At 62.7% G+C, this 15291-nt stretch carries 12 protein-coding genes and 1 pseudogene; 2 read left to right on the forward strand and 11 right to left on the reverse strand.

The window, feature by feature from the left end; all coding sequences use genetic code 11:
• Positions 1-69 precede the first annotated feature (69 nt).
• From ACOGXQ_RS02550 to ACOGXQ_RS02595, 10 genes and pseudogenes are all read right to left on the reverse strand, one after another.
• A complete protein-coding gene (locus tag ACOGXQ_RS02550; protein ID WP_419945894.1) occupies positions 70-582 on the reverse strand; it encodes a hypothetical protein in 513 nt (170 codons plus the stop codon).
• Complete coding sequence (locus ACOGXQ_RS02555) at positions 555-1217, reverse strand: Swt1 family HEPN domain-containing protein (protein WP_419945895.1); 663 nt, start codon at positions 1215-1217, stop codon at positions 555-557. Before ACOGXQ_RS02555 ends, ACOGXQ_RS02550 begins: the two co-directional genes overlap by 28 nt.
• 13 nt (positions 1218-1230) lie before the next feature.
• Positions 1231-1905: a DUF3226 domain-containing protein gene (locus ACOGXQ_RS02560; protein ID WP_419945896.1), complete on the reverse strand. Its 675-nt coding sequence runs from the start codon at positions 1903-1905 to the stop codon at positions 1231-1233.
• A 4-nt stretch (positions 1906-1909) separates the two neighbouring features.
• On the reverse strand, positions 1910-3166 hold the full coding sequence (locus ACOGXQ_RS02565; protein WP_419945897.1) for an AAA family ATPase: 1257 nt from the start codon (positions 3164-3166) through the stop codon (positions 1910-1912).
• 3 nt (positions 3167-3169) lie between these two features.
• Positions 3170-5011 (reverse strand): DUF1156 domain-containing protein, encoded by a 1842-nt coding sequence (locus ACOGXQ_RS02570; protein ID WP_419945898.1) that lies wholly within the window; start codon positions 5009-5011, stop codon positions 3170-3172.
• 241 nt (positions 5012-5252) lie between these two features.
• A complete protein-coding gene (locus ACOGXQ_RS02575) occupies positions 5253-6395 on the reverse strand; it encodes a DUF1156 domain-containing protein (protein WP_419945899.1) in 1143 nt (380 codons plus the stop codon).
• Positions 6395-8362, reverse strand: a pseudogene (locus ACOGXQ_RS02580) (helicase-related protein); the annotation flags it as partial. The pseudogene ACOGXQ_RS02580 and the gene ACOGXQ_RS02575, both read right to left, overlap by 1 nt.
• Before the next feature lie 220 nt (positions 8363-8582).
• On the reverse strand, positions 8583-10148 hold the full coding sequence (locus ACOGXQ_RS02585; protein ID WP_419945900.1) for a 4-hydroxyphenylacetate 3-hydroxylase N-terminal domain-containing protein: 1566 nt from the start codon (positions 10146-10148) through the stop codon (positions 8583-8585).
• A gap of 114 nt (positions 10149-10262) precedes the next feature.
• A complete protein-coding gene (locus ACOGXQ_RS02590) occupies positions 10263-11231 on the reverse strand; it encodes a quinone oxidoreductase family protein (protein WP_419945901.1) in 969 nt (322 codons plus the stop codon).
• A gap of 111 nt (positions 11232-11342) precedes the next feature.
• Positions 11343-11915: a VOC family protein gene (locus ACOGXQ_RS02595; protein WP_419945902.1), complete on the reverse strand. Its 573-nt coding sequence runs from the start codon at positions 11913-11915 to the stop codon at positions 11343-11345.
• Positions 11916-12187: 272 nt separating this feature from the next.
• Here ACOGXQ_RS02595 and ACOGXQ_RS02600 point away from each other — a divergent pair, with 272 nt between their 5' ends.
• On the forward strand, positions 12188-12622 hold the full coding sequence (locus tag ACOGXQ_RS02600; RefSeq protein WP_419945903.1) for a GlcG/HbpS family heme-binding protein: 435 nt from the start codon (positions 12188-12190) through the stop codon (positions 12620-12622).
• 56 nt (positions 12623-12678) lie between these two features.
• Here ACOGXQ_RS02600 and ACOGXQ_RS02605 read toward each other — a convergent pair whose 3' ends face one another.
• A complete protein-coding gene (locus ACOGXQ_RS02605) occupies positions 12679-13404 on the reverse strand; it encodes a hypothetical protein (RefSeq protein ID WP_419945904.1) in 726 nt (241 codons plus the stop codon).
• A gap of 271 nt (positions 13405-13675) precedes the next feature.
• Here ACOGXQ_RS02605 and ACOGXQ_RS02610 point away from each other — a divergent pair, with 271 nt between their 5' ends.
• A complete protein-coding gene (locus tag ACOGXQ_RS02610; RefSeq protein WP_419945905.1) occupies positions 13676-15076 on the forward strand; it encodes an alkyl sulfatase dimerization domain-containing protein in 1401 nt (466 codons plus the stop codon).
• The last annotated feature ends 215 nt before the right edge of the window (positions 15077-15291 follow it).

The raw sequence follows: 15291 nt of genomic DNA on the forward strand, positions 1-15291 counted from the left end.
CGGAAATCACCGCCAACAAATCAGCAGTCTCCTAGGAGGCTGGTCGGAAAGCCGCTGTTTCGGCGTTTGTCAGATGCAAACCCGCAGGTCAGGGACTTGCTGTGTCGGCAAGATCCCCTTTTCCGACCAGCCTCCTAGGCAGGGGCCGTAGTCGTCGAGCAATCCCAGCAGCCGGCCGCCGGGGCTCGTTGCCCGCTCGTCGTCCGCGGCGATGCGAGCGAAGGCCTCAGCGCCTCCGAGTTGGTATGCAAGCTCGCCCCACAGTGTGCGTACGACAGTGCCGTCGGGCTTGGTCTGCGGATTTCCGGGTGAGAGCTTGTGGCCGACGAGCACAACCCGCTTTGCGTCGGGGAGAACGTCCACCTCTGCATCGTTGAGCAACTCACCGATGCCGGCCAACGCAGGCGCCGGCGACCCCCCGAACAAGTGATACATGGCCAGCATCGAGTGCGTCTTGCCACCGCCGAAGTTGGTCTGCAACTGCACGACAGGGTCCCCAGCACTGCCGCTGAGGCGGCTGATCGCCCCACTGAGCAGCTGTTTCAGGCTCGCGGTCAGGTAAGTACGCCGGAAGAACTCCACCGGATCGCGGTACTCGTCGCTGCCTTTGCCTTGGTGCACCTGCCACAGGTCGCCGCAAATTCGGCTTGCTGAAACCGGCCCGTGCTCACATCCGGATGCGGTGTGACGACCTCGCGCCATGGCCGGATCGCTTCGGCAGCGACCGAGAAGACGATCGATGCAGCAGCCCGACGCTGGGAGCTTCGGCGCTGCTCGTCAAAACGGAGTCGCAACAGGTCGTTCTTCAGCTTCTCCAGCGCCTCTGCCTCATCAGCACTGCCTACCGCTGTGAGCAGTCGCTGTGCCGAGTCGAGCGCCCGATACGTGTCGTCGCCAGAGAAGCGGTTCTGCTTTGTCTCATGCGCCCAGCGATTGCGGACGTCCCGCAGTTCGCTGACCAGCGTCCGCTCAGATTGGCCCAGCGTCTTGCGGAAGATGTCATGCCAAGAGTCCCACATGATCCGCAAGAGGCTGGCGATGTCGACGTCGTCGAGCGGCCGCTTGGGATCGGTGATGCGCCGGTTCAGTGCCTGCTCAAGCATGAGCGGGGTGCGGCTGCGATGGTGATTGATGTACTCCCGCGCAACGAAAGGCAACAGCCCTCGATGCAGTGCCTTCAGAGCCAGGTCAACCCGGTCGTGATTCGTCACCGCCATCGCTTACCGCCACTCACGACGCCTTCGCTTCGTCGTCGCCAAACAGTCGCTGAAGCCATTCGACGAACGCCTGGCAAAGCGGTGCGTCTATATCGAGATCACCTGCCTCAATAGCTCGGTCTAACGGCCGCGGACGTTGCCGCACAGCAAGCCAGGCGTGCACGTGAGCCCGAAGAGCCTTGCTCCTTTTGAACTTTCGTTCTCCCGAAGGGATTCCCCGGATGTAATCTTTCGCACGAGGCCAAAGAGGATCACTCTGAGGAACCAATCGCGCAATAAAGTCCTCAAGCTCACCGTTGGCATGATTGTCGGGCATCAGCCAAACTCCGACTCTCGGGAGAAAGCTCGTCCGGTCAATAATCGTTCCCATTGAGTCCGGGACTCCAGGAGCTACGACACCCGACCGTTGTAGTTCAGTCATTAACTGCTGCCAACGCGCCTTGAGATTGCTATTCCCATCCGCAACCAGTCCGAGCGTCTCCCTGCCTGAAGAACTGAGTAGCTGGCGAATCATCTTCAGAAGTTCATCGATGCCGCCTGCGTCATAGATGGCAAACTCCGGTACATCCGAAGCCACTCGACGGATGCCGTGGACCACCTGCAGATCGTCGAGACCTTCGACAACAAGAAGCCGAGGATGTTCAAGTGCGTTAACGCGCGTGGCATACAAGTCAAACTCGTCAGCCATCTACTCAACGCACTTCGATCCGATGGCGGGCTACGACCTCTAGATCTTCCTCAGTGTATTCGACTACTCGATGTCGATCGTCGTGTTGCTCCATCCGGTGCAATATGCCTTCAGAATCGTTATCTTCGATCGCAGCCGTAGCGAAGTAGCGTACGCAGTCCCAACTGTGCGTCGTCGCAAACACCTGCACGCCATAGTCACGCGCCAACCCGAAAACCATCCTCCAGTAGTCTTGCAGAACTCCATGGTGAATGCCGTTCTCGACCTCGTCAACCAACAGAATGCCGCCACGACTCACACACATACCCGCCGCTGCTTGGAAGAATCGCAGAACACCATCGCCGAGGCTTCGCAACGGGACGCGGCCGTTTGCGCCGCGGTGCGATGCAAACAAGCGTCGGCGCGAGCGCGTTGATTGATGTGGCGAGTACGCGAAACCCTCGATCGCAGCGATACCGTCAATCGCAGCACCGAATGGAATACCGAGGACCCTCACGACGAGATCCGCGGCAGGTTCAAGTGCAATTGCGTCCCACATCGCTGTGGATTGATCGTCTTCTACAACATCAGGGCCTACGCGCACACTCCGTAGCGGCTCCGCCTCACTACGGCCACCATTTGCTGACCGATGCCTCATTCGATATGGGAGTCCAACATTCGGCACATGCTCTTCATCGATCCATATTGATGCTGGATCGACGGGCCAAATCTCAGCGAAGGTCCCGAACTTAACACCCATATACGGGATATGCTGGAAGTCTTCGGGTACATCGATCTTGCTCGCGGAGGGCAGGAATCCGGGCATATTCGCGATCAGCTCAAGCCGTAGATCCTTCGTGGCGTTGTCGGGTCCAATGTCGATCTGCGAGCCAAAGTCAGGCTGCCTGCCGTAGAATATCGACCGCCAGGCGGGACGCATCTCATTTTCACCACCACGCACACCCCGTCCTTGCCGATCGTCCGGCACGCCGTATAACTCGCTGCGGCGGTAGAGGATCTCCTCGAGAATCTGCTGCCGGCCTCGTGAAGCAAGCACTTCAACCGCGTCAAGCACCGTTGATTTGCCTGTGCTGTTCTTGCCAACAAGCAGCGTCACCCTGCCAAGGCGAGGGATGTCGAGTTCGTTGATACCGAAGAATCCACGAATGCGCAGACTGGGCACGAGAAGGTGATCTTGGCCGGAGTTGACGTCACCAGTAGGCGCGTCCGTACTGCTTGGATCGACTCCAGACCCGTCTGGGTCGTATTGCACTGCGCTCATGACTCATGCACCTGGTTCAAAGGATAGGACAGGCAGCGCTTCAACCCTGATGACCAGAGGGGTCCTGCCTCGTCGGTACCGCTGCAATCCGAGTGGCGGGTCAGGCAGGCGATTAGGCACCTGCTTGCCCGCCATGCGAGTTGGCTGCCGTTCCAAGCTCGCGTCCTCAGCAGGGAGAGGACGTTCTACATGCTGGTCAGGCGGAGTCATCGGCCTCAGCAATCTCGAACATCTCGCTCTGCGCCGTTGCGACCGCTGGGTCTGCTGGGCGAGGCGAGTGATCTCTGGCCATGACTGAACGAGACCGTTGTACATACGGGCATCGGCTGCACGTCCGTGGCGTTCGCTTACGAGGTAGAGCCGATACGCAACGTCTCGGGCAGTTTCGGCTTCCGCGCCGAGCCGAGAGGCCAATGCAGCCGCCGCTGGCTCACCGCCAGTCTCAAGCGCCCGTATGAGATGCTGCGCAGTCTCCCAGACAATGCGGCGTGGATCGGTTGCGGGATCCCACTCTCTAGGCAACTCGGTTGGTCGCAGCAGACGGGCCCGGCCGCGGCTCGAAATCACCGCGCCGGATGCCACCAAGCCGTCGACACTCGTGTTCTTGGCCTTGGAAAGCTGCTCGGCCAAGCCAAAGTCGGCTTCGTCGTAGCCGTACTGCTCGAACCAGGTGACCGCCCAGCGAGTGTCAGCATCGAAGTCACCCTCCTGCTCCGCAAGCACCTCGTCGAGCGTTGCGTTGATGAGCGCCAATGCCTCGAGCATGGTCATTGTCGAGCCGTCGGCATTCAGCACCTCCCGGTAGCGCGAGAAAACTGCCATCGCCGGGCCGATTGAAGCCTGTGCCAAATCGACGGGCGCGATGTTCGCCTGCTGCAGCTCAGCTACTGCAGCTGGGAACTCCGTTCGCAGCGCTGTTTGGAGCTCCCGCCGCGTCGCCGTCGAGGCATCGGCGGGCCACGGCCTACACACGAGCACGATCGAGGTTGCGAGCGCATTGGTGCCCCTACCAACCATGCGATTGCCGAGTTCGGTTCTGATTGGCCATGTACCAGTGACACAGAAGCCAGCGCGCATGACCGCGTCCAAAAAAGTTTCCCAGCCCGTGCTCGCAGTAGCTCCGCCTTCTTTGGCTTCGGATTGTTTGAAGGCGTAGTAGATGGTGACGGGAAACGCGGGGTGTGTCTCATTACATAAGCGGTTCATTACTTGGGTCATACCAGTTAGGAAAAACGCCTCTGCCATTGCGCTGCTCTCGTGGCGGTGCGGGGTCGCCACAAGTTCTTCTGACTTAGGAACGGTCAGGGTTGCGAACAACTCGGGCAGCACCGAACGCAGCGCACGACGCAGCCACACATAAAAGTAGTCTGACAGGTCCGCGTAACCTATATTGTCGTAGTAGGGTGGATCCGTGGACAAAACAGGTGTGTCGTCAATGCATCTCTCGAATGCACTATGTAGTTGTGCAGTTCCCTTGGCGCCAACAGGGGCCATTTCGACTGCCTTGGCGATCCAACTCACGTTATTGCTGATGTTGCCGCTCGAATAGGAGAGCGGGTTGCCTTCTGCGTAGTCCCAAACCATCGGTATAGCTTGGCGACTGAATGTATTGCGCAGGCCCTCCATCTTGACACTGTGGTCCCAAGAACAAATCGCTGATCCGCGATCCGCCAAGCGACTCAGCGCGCATGAGAGATAGATACTGATGGCGTCAGCATAAGCGACCGCGCCAGAGCCACCTACTTGCAACGATACGCCATTATCGGTCAAGTCAGCGGTGACGGCATCCTTCCGCACTTCTTCACGGGCCTCGTCTATCAGGTCGGAGAATGTCGTCAATGCCACCAGTTGTCTGTCCGTGAACAAATCGCTCCAGGACCCATACCATATTGCTGGACGCGAAAACCGAGTGCCTTCTCGGGAAGCCGGGTGGATGGCGGATCAGCAGGTACGGCGGACTCGCTGATCGTCTGCTGTGCCGCAGTCGGTGAGAGATACACCCGGCTTCGATCTCCCTCGGCAACGATTGCCATGAGTCGCGCCCCCATACGGGCCGCTCGAGCTTCGCTTCGCAGGTATTCGAAGCTCATCGGCGTACCCGATACGAGGCAGTCGAAACTGCTACGGCTCCCCCCGGTCTTAGTGCCATTCTTCGCCGACTTTGGAGGTACGCCCACCTTGACCTCGAAGCGGTAATCGCCGTTCTCGATGATGGGTTCGATGTAGGCCTCTTGCCTTTCTTCTTCGACAGCACGAAAGTTGACGCGAGCGGTACCTCGACATTGGTGAAGGCGAGGTTAGGGCTTGGCACCGTTCGCGCCCACAGCCAGGCAATGATGGTGAGTTCGCGCCCCACATAGGACTCCAGGTCAGGGCGCTCGGCGGCCATCTCGGCCGTCACGGCCACCTTGGGATACAGGTGCCCAATGCGCCCTTCGACCTCCTCGCGCATCCGCTCGCCGTAGTAGCGGATGTCGTCAGCAAGACCCTGTGCGCCGATCCATGTCTCATCCGTGAGCCGAATATCTCCGCGAGACACGGGATTCACCGGCGGCAAGCCTGCGAACTTCGCCGGAATCTCGATCATCGCCTTGTTGATCAGCACCGCCACAGGGTTCAAATCGGACGCATGCGCCTCCAGTCCTAGTGGTGCGTCGCTGAAATGGCTGGGGCTGAAGCAAGCCCATTCTTGCAGGTCAGCAAGCTGCATGATGCCCTGAGGAAAACTGCGACACACCACTAGGCGCTGCGCTTCGAGCGGCAGCGAACCGCCCCCAGCGAATGGATCACAGAACGGGGGCAGCCGATGGCGATCGAACAGTTCGTCGGCTTGTGGATGACCAGCATTGGCTGCACAGGTTCGTCGCCACGATGCCCACATCTCCGCCCGGGCGCGTTCGAGCACGTCGGCATTGGTGGTGTTCTTCCACTGGACGAGGTCTTTGATGATCCCGAACAGGCGCTTGCGCTCCCGCTCGACGGCGGCCGGCGTCGGGAACAAATCCGGGTGTGCCGAGGGATCGTCCACCATCTGAGCGAAGATCACTGCTCTGGCCGCGGCCAGCGGCCGCCGCGCCCACCATAGGTGCAGTGTGCTGGGGTGCCCGTGACGGATCGATTTCTCCTTCGCCGACGCCTCGTTGATGGCGTCAAGTGGCAGCGCTACTTCGATCAGCTTCTTCGGTGCCACCACTGCGGCGTCTGAGGCGCTGGAGTCAGGCTCGGCCATCATGAAGGAGGCCCGGCACGAGCCAGGAGCCGGTCGAAGTGGTAGTTCACACTGGTTACCCCAAAGTCGGGTTCGCGGTTGAAGGGCCGACGCAGATAGTGGATCCGTTCGTTGTCATCGGGCATGAACTCAACCATCGCCAAGATGTAGCTCTCGGGCTGGTTCAACGAATGCAGAATCTCGTTCTTGGTAACCGTGATCGTCGCTGCGCCAGAGACTCGTCCCTTCACTTCGATGAATCGCAGCTTGCCCGTGGCGGGGTCGCGGCTCTCAATGTCGTAGCCCAGCCGCTCAAACTCGCGGTCGGTTGGCTCGAACCCCAACTGGCGCTCGGCAGCCATGACCGCTTCTCGTGCTCGTGCGGCTGCGGCCTGGCGATCGGCAAGAACCGCCGTATGGTCCTCAGGTGTCGGAGCCTCCCCGTTAGACGCCGAGCCCGTCGCCGCCGCGAGTAGTCCTGCGGGAGCCACGAGCAATCCGCCAAGCACAACCGGCGGACGCGGCCGAATCTGCAACTGCTGGTCGAGTTCGGACAGCCGACCGCGCAGACGCCCATGCAGGTCATCGGCTTGCCGCCGTGCCTCCTGCTCGTTCAAGCGGGCGTTCTGCTTGCCAGCTCGTGCCTGCTCAGCGAAGCGCTCCGCTCGGTGATCCTGATGGTTGATTTCCTTGGTCAACCGATCCTTCACAGCCGCTCTGGTCTTCTCAATCAGCTCAGTACGCCGAGCGCGCACGTCGTCGAGATGGGCAGGAACTGCCTCTGCGACCACATAGTCGCTCACTTGGTCTTCCAACTCGCCCGAGATCCAAGCGCATTCAGATCGCTCCAGTAGCACGACTGGCGTGGGCTCACCTTCGCGCAGCGGCCGGTAGTCGAGGTACGGGGCGTGTTGGGCCAACCGCAACTGCCCGGCAGCGTTCATCTCGACGTACAGCATTCGCTTGGAGATTGTTCGGCGCCCCCCGGACGGTGCCGACGTGGCGTCGCCGATCTCATGTTCGGCGTAGAAGAGCACCCGCGGTTGCGTGCCCGCATCACTGTCGTCAACCAGCACCGTGCCTCTACGGAGCAGGTCGCGATCCCGCTCCACGGTGAGATCGAGCACGGCGTTTACCAGAGAGTGCCCAGGGCACAGAAAATCGGCGAGTGGCTCATCACGCAGCGTCACGAATTCCTTCTCGAACGTGGCTCGCTCGTATCGGCTCACCACAGGCCGACCGTCTCCAGAGCGCATCGTTCGAGCATGGTCTCTCACGGCCACTGGAACATGAGTGATCTCGATGCGGCGCGATTCGTGCTCCCGCGATCGCCCACCGAGCTTGGTGAATGCTTCGGCGAAACATGACTCGATGTAGTGAGGCTGTAGCCGGCGGGCCTGGGCGCGTTCCATGTCCTCGCGTACTGCAGCAACACGACTGGTGTCCATCACCTCGGTGACGAGTGCGCTGCCTTCCATCAGCGCCGTCAGCTTCGGCTGATCAACCGCGTCACTGATGACGCGATCCAAACTGGCCCGTACCTCGGATTCGTCGCCGTAGCGCACAGCCTCAATCAGCAGTTCGCGCAGCGCACGGCCGTCGAATTCAAGCCTTCCCAGTACGTCGAATACTTGGCCGCCGAGCGCCTTGCGTGCGCTCTCCAGCTTGTCGAGCAGTGTGCGGTACACGTCGCCTTCGCGGGTGCCGTCGGCCACGAGATTCCACAGATGGCAGACCTCAGACTGCCCGATGCGATGGATGCGGCCGAAGCGCTGCTCCAGCCGATTTGGATTCCACGGCAGGTCGTAGTTCACCATCAGGTGTGCCCGCTGCAGATTGATGCCTTCACTCGCGGCGTCAGAGGCCAGCAGCACTTGGACCTTGGGATGCCACAAGAATCGCTCCTGAACCCGCTGCCGTTCGCGACGGCTCAGACCACCATGAATCACGGTGACCACCTGGCGGCCGATCATCTCCGCTATCTCTTCGGGCTTCGCCCCCGCATCGGTGAGCGCCTCAATACGAGCACGCTCAGCCAACGGCAACCTCCCTGCCACAATGGACACCTCCACTGATGGTTGTGGCTTCGACAACCCGGTCATCATGACCGGACCGTCGCAACCACCGGTGGAGTTCGCCGGTCTTCAAGTCTGGCCACGGCCGATGAGAGTAGGCCGCCGACCGGTCGCGTGACGGCTCCGGCGGCGCTCAGCCCAAGTCGCGGCCCACGATCGAGACGTCGTCGGGGTTGAAGAAGCCCGGGATCGTCCAGCCGTCGAGGTCGTACTCGGCCATGCACTGCTCGGCAAAGCCTTCGAGCATCTGGGTCATCGAGCCCATGCCGGGGACCTCGAAGTCGGCGACGTCCAAGTTCTCGTAGCGGATCTGCTCGTCGTTGCCGGCGTAGTTGCGCTCATACAGCTCGTGACGGCCGCCGAACTCGCTGCCCATGGCATCCCACAGCAGCTTCATGATCTTCATGCGTTCCAATGCGGGGATGCCGTTCGATCCCCGCACGTACCGCTCGAGGTAGGGCCGGATCTCGTCAGACTTGAAGTCCTTGGCATTCGAGTTGACGTAGATCAGCCCGGAGCCGACCACCGATTCCACGATGTCCTTGATGCGGGGATAGAGGACCGGCGTGAAGGTGCGGTAGGCCATGCCGTACAGCAGCGACGGCTGCACAGCTCCGTTCTCCCACGGGTCGGGGCTCTTGGCCATGGCGTCGCTCAGGCCCCACATCAGGTTGCGGATGGCGATCACCTCACCGAGCTTGGCCTGCACGCCCCGGAATTGACGGGTGCCGGTAGCCCGCAGCGCCTTTGACAGCAAACCGGCGATGAAGTCCAGCTTCACGCACAGGCGGGCGAGCCCGTGGAAGGTGAAGCGAGGGATGAATCCGGATGCGGGGAAGAAGTTGTTGGCGTTCTCGACATCGCCATAGAGGAACACGTTCTCCCACGGGATCAGCACCTCGTCGAACACCAGGATCGAGTCGTTCTCGTCCAGCCGGCTCGACAGCGGGTAGTCGAAGACGCTGCCGGTGGCTGCGGCCTGCAGTTCGTAGGAGTTGCGGCAGATGAGCTTGACTCCCGGCGAGTCCATCGGCGTCGTGCACACGATGGCGTAGGCCGGATCCTGCAGCGGCACCGGGCCGAAGTGAGCGATGAAGTTGTAGTGGGTCAGCGCCGAGCCGGTTGCCACGACCTTCGCACCCGACAGGATCAAGCCGTTGTCGGTCTCGCGCTCCACGTGCATGCACACGTCGGAGATCTGGTCAGCCCCCAGATGACGGTCGACCGGTGGGTGCACGATGGCGTGGTTCCAGTACGACACCTCTTCCTGGCTGCGGCGATACCAGTACACGGCGTTGTCGTGATAGTCGCCGTAGAACTCAGGGAAGGCGCCCAGCGTGCCCAGGAACGAGGCCTTGTAGTCGGGGCTGCGGCCCATCCACCCGTAAGTCAGGCGCTGCCAGCCGGCAATGGCGTCACGGGCGCCGACGAGATCGTCGGCACTGTGAGGCACGCGGAAGAACTTGTGGGTCTTGCCGCCCGAGCCGGTATCGGTGTCGCACATCAGCACGTCCTGCTGGGCGGGATCGTGCAGGGCGTCGTACAGCCGAGCGATGGATCGCACGCTGTTGCGGAACGCGGGATGCGTGGTGACATCACGCACCTTCTCCCCCTGGAAGTACACCGTGCGCCCGTCTCGCAGGCTCTCGACGTACTCGTCGCCGGTCATCGGCGACCAAGTCTCAGCGGACTCGCTCATTTCGACTCCTCTCTGTGGTGTGCCCGTCTGTGGTGTGCCCGCAATGCGGCCCCGACACTAACGCAGGCAGAAACGGAATGAGCACGCTCAGAGTTTCGCTCCGGCGACGCGAACTCAGGGAATGAGCAGGACCTTGCCGGTCGTCGCGCGACCCTGCAGGGCCTCATGGGCGGAGCGTGCGTCGGCCAACGGGAAGCGGTCGCCGATGCGCACATCGAGGCGGCCGTCAGCGATCCAGCCGAACAAGTCGTCGGCCCGACCTTCGAGCTCAGCGCGGGTTGCGGTGTGGTCACCGAGCGTCGGCCGGGTGAGAAACAGCGACCCGCCAGTGGACAGCCGCAGGGGTGGCATCGGCGGCACCGGCCCTGAGGCGTTGCCGAACGTGACCATCATCCCCCGCGGCCGCAGCACCTCGAGGCCCCGCTCGAAGGTGTCGGCGCCTACGCCGTCGTAGATCACGTCCAGCGGTCGGGCGCCGGCAATCCGCTCGGCGGCGTCGCCGAAGTCCTCTTCCCGGTAGTTGATGACGTGGTCAGCGCCAGCCCTGGCTGCCAACTCGGCCTTGTCGGCGGTGCCGACCGTCGTGAACACCTCCGCGCCGCGCATCTTGGCCATCTGGATGAGCAGCAAACCCACGCCGCCGGCGCCTGCGTGGATGAGGCAGCGATGGCCCGGCTCGAGCGGGAACGTCGAGCAGGCCAGGAAGTGGGCGGTCATGCCTTGGAGCATCGTGGCGGCACCCAACTCGGTGCTGGCCCCTTCGGGCAGCACAATCGCTACGCGGGCGGGGACCTGGGCCTTCTCCGCGTACGTGCCGGGGTGCCCGGTCCACGCCACCTTGTCGCCGACGGCGAACCCCCCGACGCCATCACCGACCTCGGCGACAGTGCCAGCACCTTCCACCCCCGAGATGAACGGCAGCGGCATCGGGTACAAGCCGCTGCGGTGGTAGGTGTCGATGTAGTTGACGCCCACGGCCTCGATGCTGACCACAAGCGAGCCGGCCTCGGCGACCGGGTCATCAACTTCGGTCCACACGAGCGCCTCGGGGCCGCCCGGTTCGGTCACTTGGATGGCGTGCATGGCATTCCCCTCTGGGCGCGCCGCGAAGAGACGATCACGGCAGCCCGGCCAAAGACAAGAAAGACAAGGCAGTCTGGTTGATGCAGGTCAGGCTGACGACACCAGTCGAACTCAATTCCTGTCGAAGTTGGTCTCGTAATCGGTGGTGTCGACCAGCAGATCCTCTTCGGGCAGGACGTTGGCGTAGTTGAGCGCGCCGTTGATGTCGTGATCCCACACCTCGGCCGGCAGCTCGTAGAGCACTTCTACGCCGTAACCGTTGGGGTCGTTGATGTACACGCTGTGGGTCATGCCGTGGTCGACCCGCAGGTTCATCTTGACGCCGTTGTCCTTGAGGAACTGCACCTGCTCCAGCCAGGACTCGCGGTCGGGGTAGGTGATGGCTATGTGGTTCACCGCACAGGCGCCTGAGAACATGTCCCACTGCTCTGGCGGTTCGGGCAGTTGGGGCATCTCCACCAAGGCGACGTCGTGGTGGTTCACGTCGTCAATGATGCCGCTGTAGAACTGCATCTTGTAGGGGGGAACGTCGTACCGCTCCGAATCCAGAGCGCCGACCTGCTTGAAGCCCAGCAGGTCACTCCAGAAGTGATGCGATTCTTCCATGTTGCGGACGTTGAGCACGAGGTGGTTGACGCCCCTCGGCACCACCGGAGTCGTGCGCTTCGCAATGGTGTCGGCCATGAGCTACCCCGTGAATTCCGTTGAAGAGCGTGACAACCAGCGCTTGGCCACGATTGCCCGACCTGATGCGAAGCATAGCCACGATTCCCGATGCCGCGAAAATTCTGACTGTGCTCAGAGAACAGCGTCGGTCCGCTCAGAGTGCTTCGATCAGGAGCTTGACATCGGCGGCCATCTGGGTGTGGACGGTGCAGTCGCAGGTGGAACCGGCGGTGCCCCGCGAGCCGGAGCGTAGCCTCGGCGCCATTGCCGATTCGAAGCCGGAGATCGCCATGGCTGACGACACCGATACCGCTGCGGGACGCTCGCTCACGCTGAGCGGAGCCCGCAAGGCACTCGACACCGCGCTGGCAAAAGCCGAAGACATGGGCTTGCGCTTCTGCATCGCCGTGACCGACACCTCTGGCGAGCCGGTCGCCACCGCTCGCATGGACGGCGCGCCGCGGCTGTCGGCAGGCATAGCGCTCAACAAAGCCTTCACGGTGGCTGGCTTCGGCGGCATGCCCAGCGGCAACTGGTGGGACCTCATCAAGGACGATCCGTCGCTGGTGCATGGCATCACCCATACGCCACGGCTGATCGTGTTCGGCGGTGGTGTACCGATCGTCGTCGGCGGTGAACTGGTGGGCGCTATCGGCGTGTCGGGCGGTTCTGCGCAGGAGGACACCGAAGTGGCCCAAGCCGGCGCGGATGCCGTCACCGGTTAGCTGGAGTCCCTGAATCTGCCCGGTCGTCCCGGGACTCCCAGAGTTGCGTCGTCGGGTCAGCTCTGGCGGTTCACCAGCCACTCCTCGAACTCGGGGCGACGGTTCTTGGCGATCGGGAACGCGCCGATCGTGCTCTCCCCCGCGGCGACCCGCTCGATCGCCCATTCCTCTTCGATTTCTTGGGCGTAGGAGTCGTTGGCCACTTCCTCGGCCAGAAGCGCCGGGACCACGACCGCGCCCTCGCCGTCGCCCACGATGATGTCCCCCGGAAAGACCGTCACACCTGCACACGCAATCGGCACTTGGTGGTCGAGCGGCGTGTGCAGCCGTCCGAGGGTCGCGGCATGCGATGACTGGTGGTACACAGGCAGTCCGACATCGGCCACCGCGGGCGTGTCGCGCAAAGCGCCGTCGGTGACGAAGCCTGACGCGCCGAGGTGCTTGATGCGCATCGTGAAGATGTCGCCGATCGTGCCGGCATGCGGTTCACCGCGGGCTTCCACGATCAGCACCTCTTCGGGTTCGATCGACTCGACAGCGCGGCGCTGCGCGTTCTGGCCTTCCAAGCGGCGCTCGAAGTCCTCCCGCTTGGGCACGAACCGCAGCGTGTGCGCGTAGCCGAGCATCCGCTGTCCCTCGTTCAGTGGCCGCAAGCCGTTGAGGAAGCTGTTCTGCATGCCTCGACGCTGCATCTGACCGGCCAGCGTGGCGGTGGACACCGCGTTGAACTTCATTCGCATGTCGTCGGTAAACTCGGTCGGGCGGTGTTCGGCGTCGGCCATGGGATCCCCCTGTTCTGCACGGTCGTTCTGCACGGTCCGGCTGATTCTGATTGACGCGAGCACATGCTGTGCCTGCCGCAATGTAATCAGCACTCGGCTCAGGCACCGTCTGAGACGGCAAGGCACCTGCCAGCGCTGAGTTCAGCCCGATGGACGCTCCCCATCGACCGAATCACTGCCTTCGGCTCGCTTGCTGCAAGACTGAGCCGATGGCTGCCGAGGAATCCGGCAAGACGGAATCAAGGCGACAAGGCCGCAGCGTCGGCTGTCCGTGGAGCCGGAAGGAAGCTTTGCGGCACCGACAAAGACCGACGACCCCATCGAGCTGTCCAGCCGGCTGATCGACACGGGCGTGGCCGACGAGCGCATCGTGCGGGTCGACAACGCACTGAGCGAGATCGACGACAACGTGGCGGTGATCGAGGCGTTCAGCAACATGGTCGCGTTCGGCACCGACGACGGCCTGGTGTGCTTCGACGCCAGCGGACCGCTCAACGGCACGGCGGTGGTGGAATCGCTGCGGCGCTGGTCCAGCGATCGCATCAACACGCTGCTGTACACCCACGGTCACATCGACCATGTGGGCGGCAGCGGGGCACTGGCTGCAGATGCGGCTGAACGCAGCCAGCCGGCGCCGCTGGTGGTGAGCCACGACAACGTGATCCCGCGCTTCGAGCGCTACAACGCCACCAACGGCTACAACCTCATCATCAACCGTCGGCAGTTCGGCGGCTTGCCGCCGAACCATTCAGCACGGAGGGCTTCACTGCGCCATCGTGGCGTCGGCATCACCGGTCCCCGGCCCAACTTCCTGCCGACGGACGCGCTCTGGCCGACGCGCACCTACAGCTCGAACGATTCGCTGTCGGTGGGCGGACTCGATTTCGAGCTGCATCACGACAAGGGCGAGACCGACGATCACACGTGGGCGTGGGTGCCCTCGCACCGGGCGATCTGCCCCGGCGACCTGGTCGTGTGGGTGTTCCCCAACGCCGGGAACCCCCAGAAGGTGCAGCGCTATCCGCTCGAATGGGCGCGGGCGCTGCGCCGCATGGATGCGTTGGAGCCCGAGCTGCTCGTTCCGGCGCACGGCCCGCCGGTGCGGGGCCGTGAGCGGATCGCCACGGTGCTGCTGACACTGGCCGAATCACTGGAGACCCTCGTCAGCCAGACGCTCGACCTGATGAACGAGGGCGCGTCGCTCGACGAGATCCTCCAGAGCGTGTCGCTGCCGGCCGAGTGGCTGGAGCGCCCGTGGATGCGGCCCGTGTACGACGAGCCGGAGTTCGTGATTCGCAACATCTGGCGGCTGTACGGGGGATGGTGGGATCTCGACCCGGCATACCTCAAGCCCTCTCCCAAGGCTGAGTTGGCCAGCGAACTCGTGCGGATGGGCGGTGGCGCTGAGGAGTTTGCGCAGCGGGCGCAGGGACTGGCGGAGGCCGGCGACCTCCAGTTGGCGTGTCACCTGATCGAGCTCGCTGTGGCTGCCGATCCGACATCAGCAAGCTTGCACGGCGTGCGCGCCGAGATCTACGAAGCCCGGCGGGCGGCCGAGCAGTCGCTGATGTCGATCGGCATCTTCAGCGCCGCAGCCGCCGAGTCGCGCGACATCGCCTCCGAGAGCGATGACGGCGAGATTCCGACGCGTGGCATTTCCGAGCCCTGCTGATCCCCATTTGTACGGGGTTTGTCAAGATCCACCGAAAACAGTTTCAAGACTTCCGGACGACTGCCTACGGTTCGCGGCGCGTGACCCGTTTCCGCCAGCGCTCTCGTCGGATTGAGCGCACTTGCGCCATGGAAAGGCGTAACCCCGGCCGTTTGCCGAAGCAGTGACGGTTCCAGGGTCTTCGATGGAAATTCGAAGGCCAAGAAGGACAGTGT

The organism is Candidatus Poriferisodalis sp., assembly GCF_965208485.1.
GTDB lineage: Bacteria > Actinomycetota > Acidimicrobiia > Acidimicrobiales > Poriferisodalaceae > Poriferisodalis.

What these genes read in the sequence shown, in the direction of transcription:
- ACOGXQ_RS02555 (WP_419945895.1), bottom strand. Translation starts at nt 1,217, where the DNA reads ATGGCGGTGACGAATCACGACCGGGTTGACCTGGCTCTGAAGGCACTG.
- ACOGXQ_RS02560 (WP_419945896.1), bottom strand. Translation starts at nt 1,905, where the DNA reads ATGGCTGACGAGTTTGACTTGTATGCCACGCGCGTTAACGCACTTGAA.
- ACOGXQ_RS02565 (WP_419945897.1), bottom strand. Translation starts at nt 3,166, where the DNA reads ATGAGCGCAGTGCAATACGACCCAGACGGGTCTGGAGTCGATCCAAGC.
- ACOGXQ_RS02575 (WP_419945899.1), bottom strand. Translation starts at nt 6,395, where the DNA reads ATGGCCGAGCCTGACTCCAGCGCCTCAGACGCCGCAGTGGTGGCACCG.
- ACOGXQ_RS02585 (WP_419945900.1), bottom strand. Translation starts at nt 10,148, where the DNA reads ATGAGCGAGTCCGCTGAGACTTGGTCGCCGATGACCGGCGACGAGTAC.
- ACOGXQ_RS02590 (WP_419945901.1), bottom strand. Translation starts at nt 11,231, where the DNA reads ATGCACGCCATCCAAGTGACCGAACCGGGCGGCCCCGAGGCGCTCGTG.
- ACOGXQ_RS02595 (WP_419945902.1), bottom strand. Translation starts at nt 11,915, where the DNA reads ATGGCCGACACCATTGCGAAGCGCACGACTCCGGTGGTGCCGAGGGGC.
- ACOGXQ_RS02600 (WP_419945903.1), top strand. Translation starts at nt 12,188, where the DNA reads ATGGCTGACGACACCGATACCGCTGCGGGACGCTCGCTCACGCTGAGC.
- ACOGXQ_RS02605 (WP_419945904.1), bottom strand. Translation starts at nt 13,404, where the DNA reads ATGGCCGACGCCGAACACCGCCCGACCGAGTTTACCGACGACATGCGA.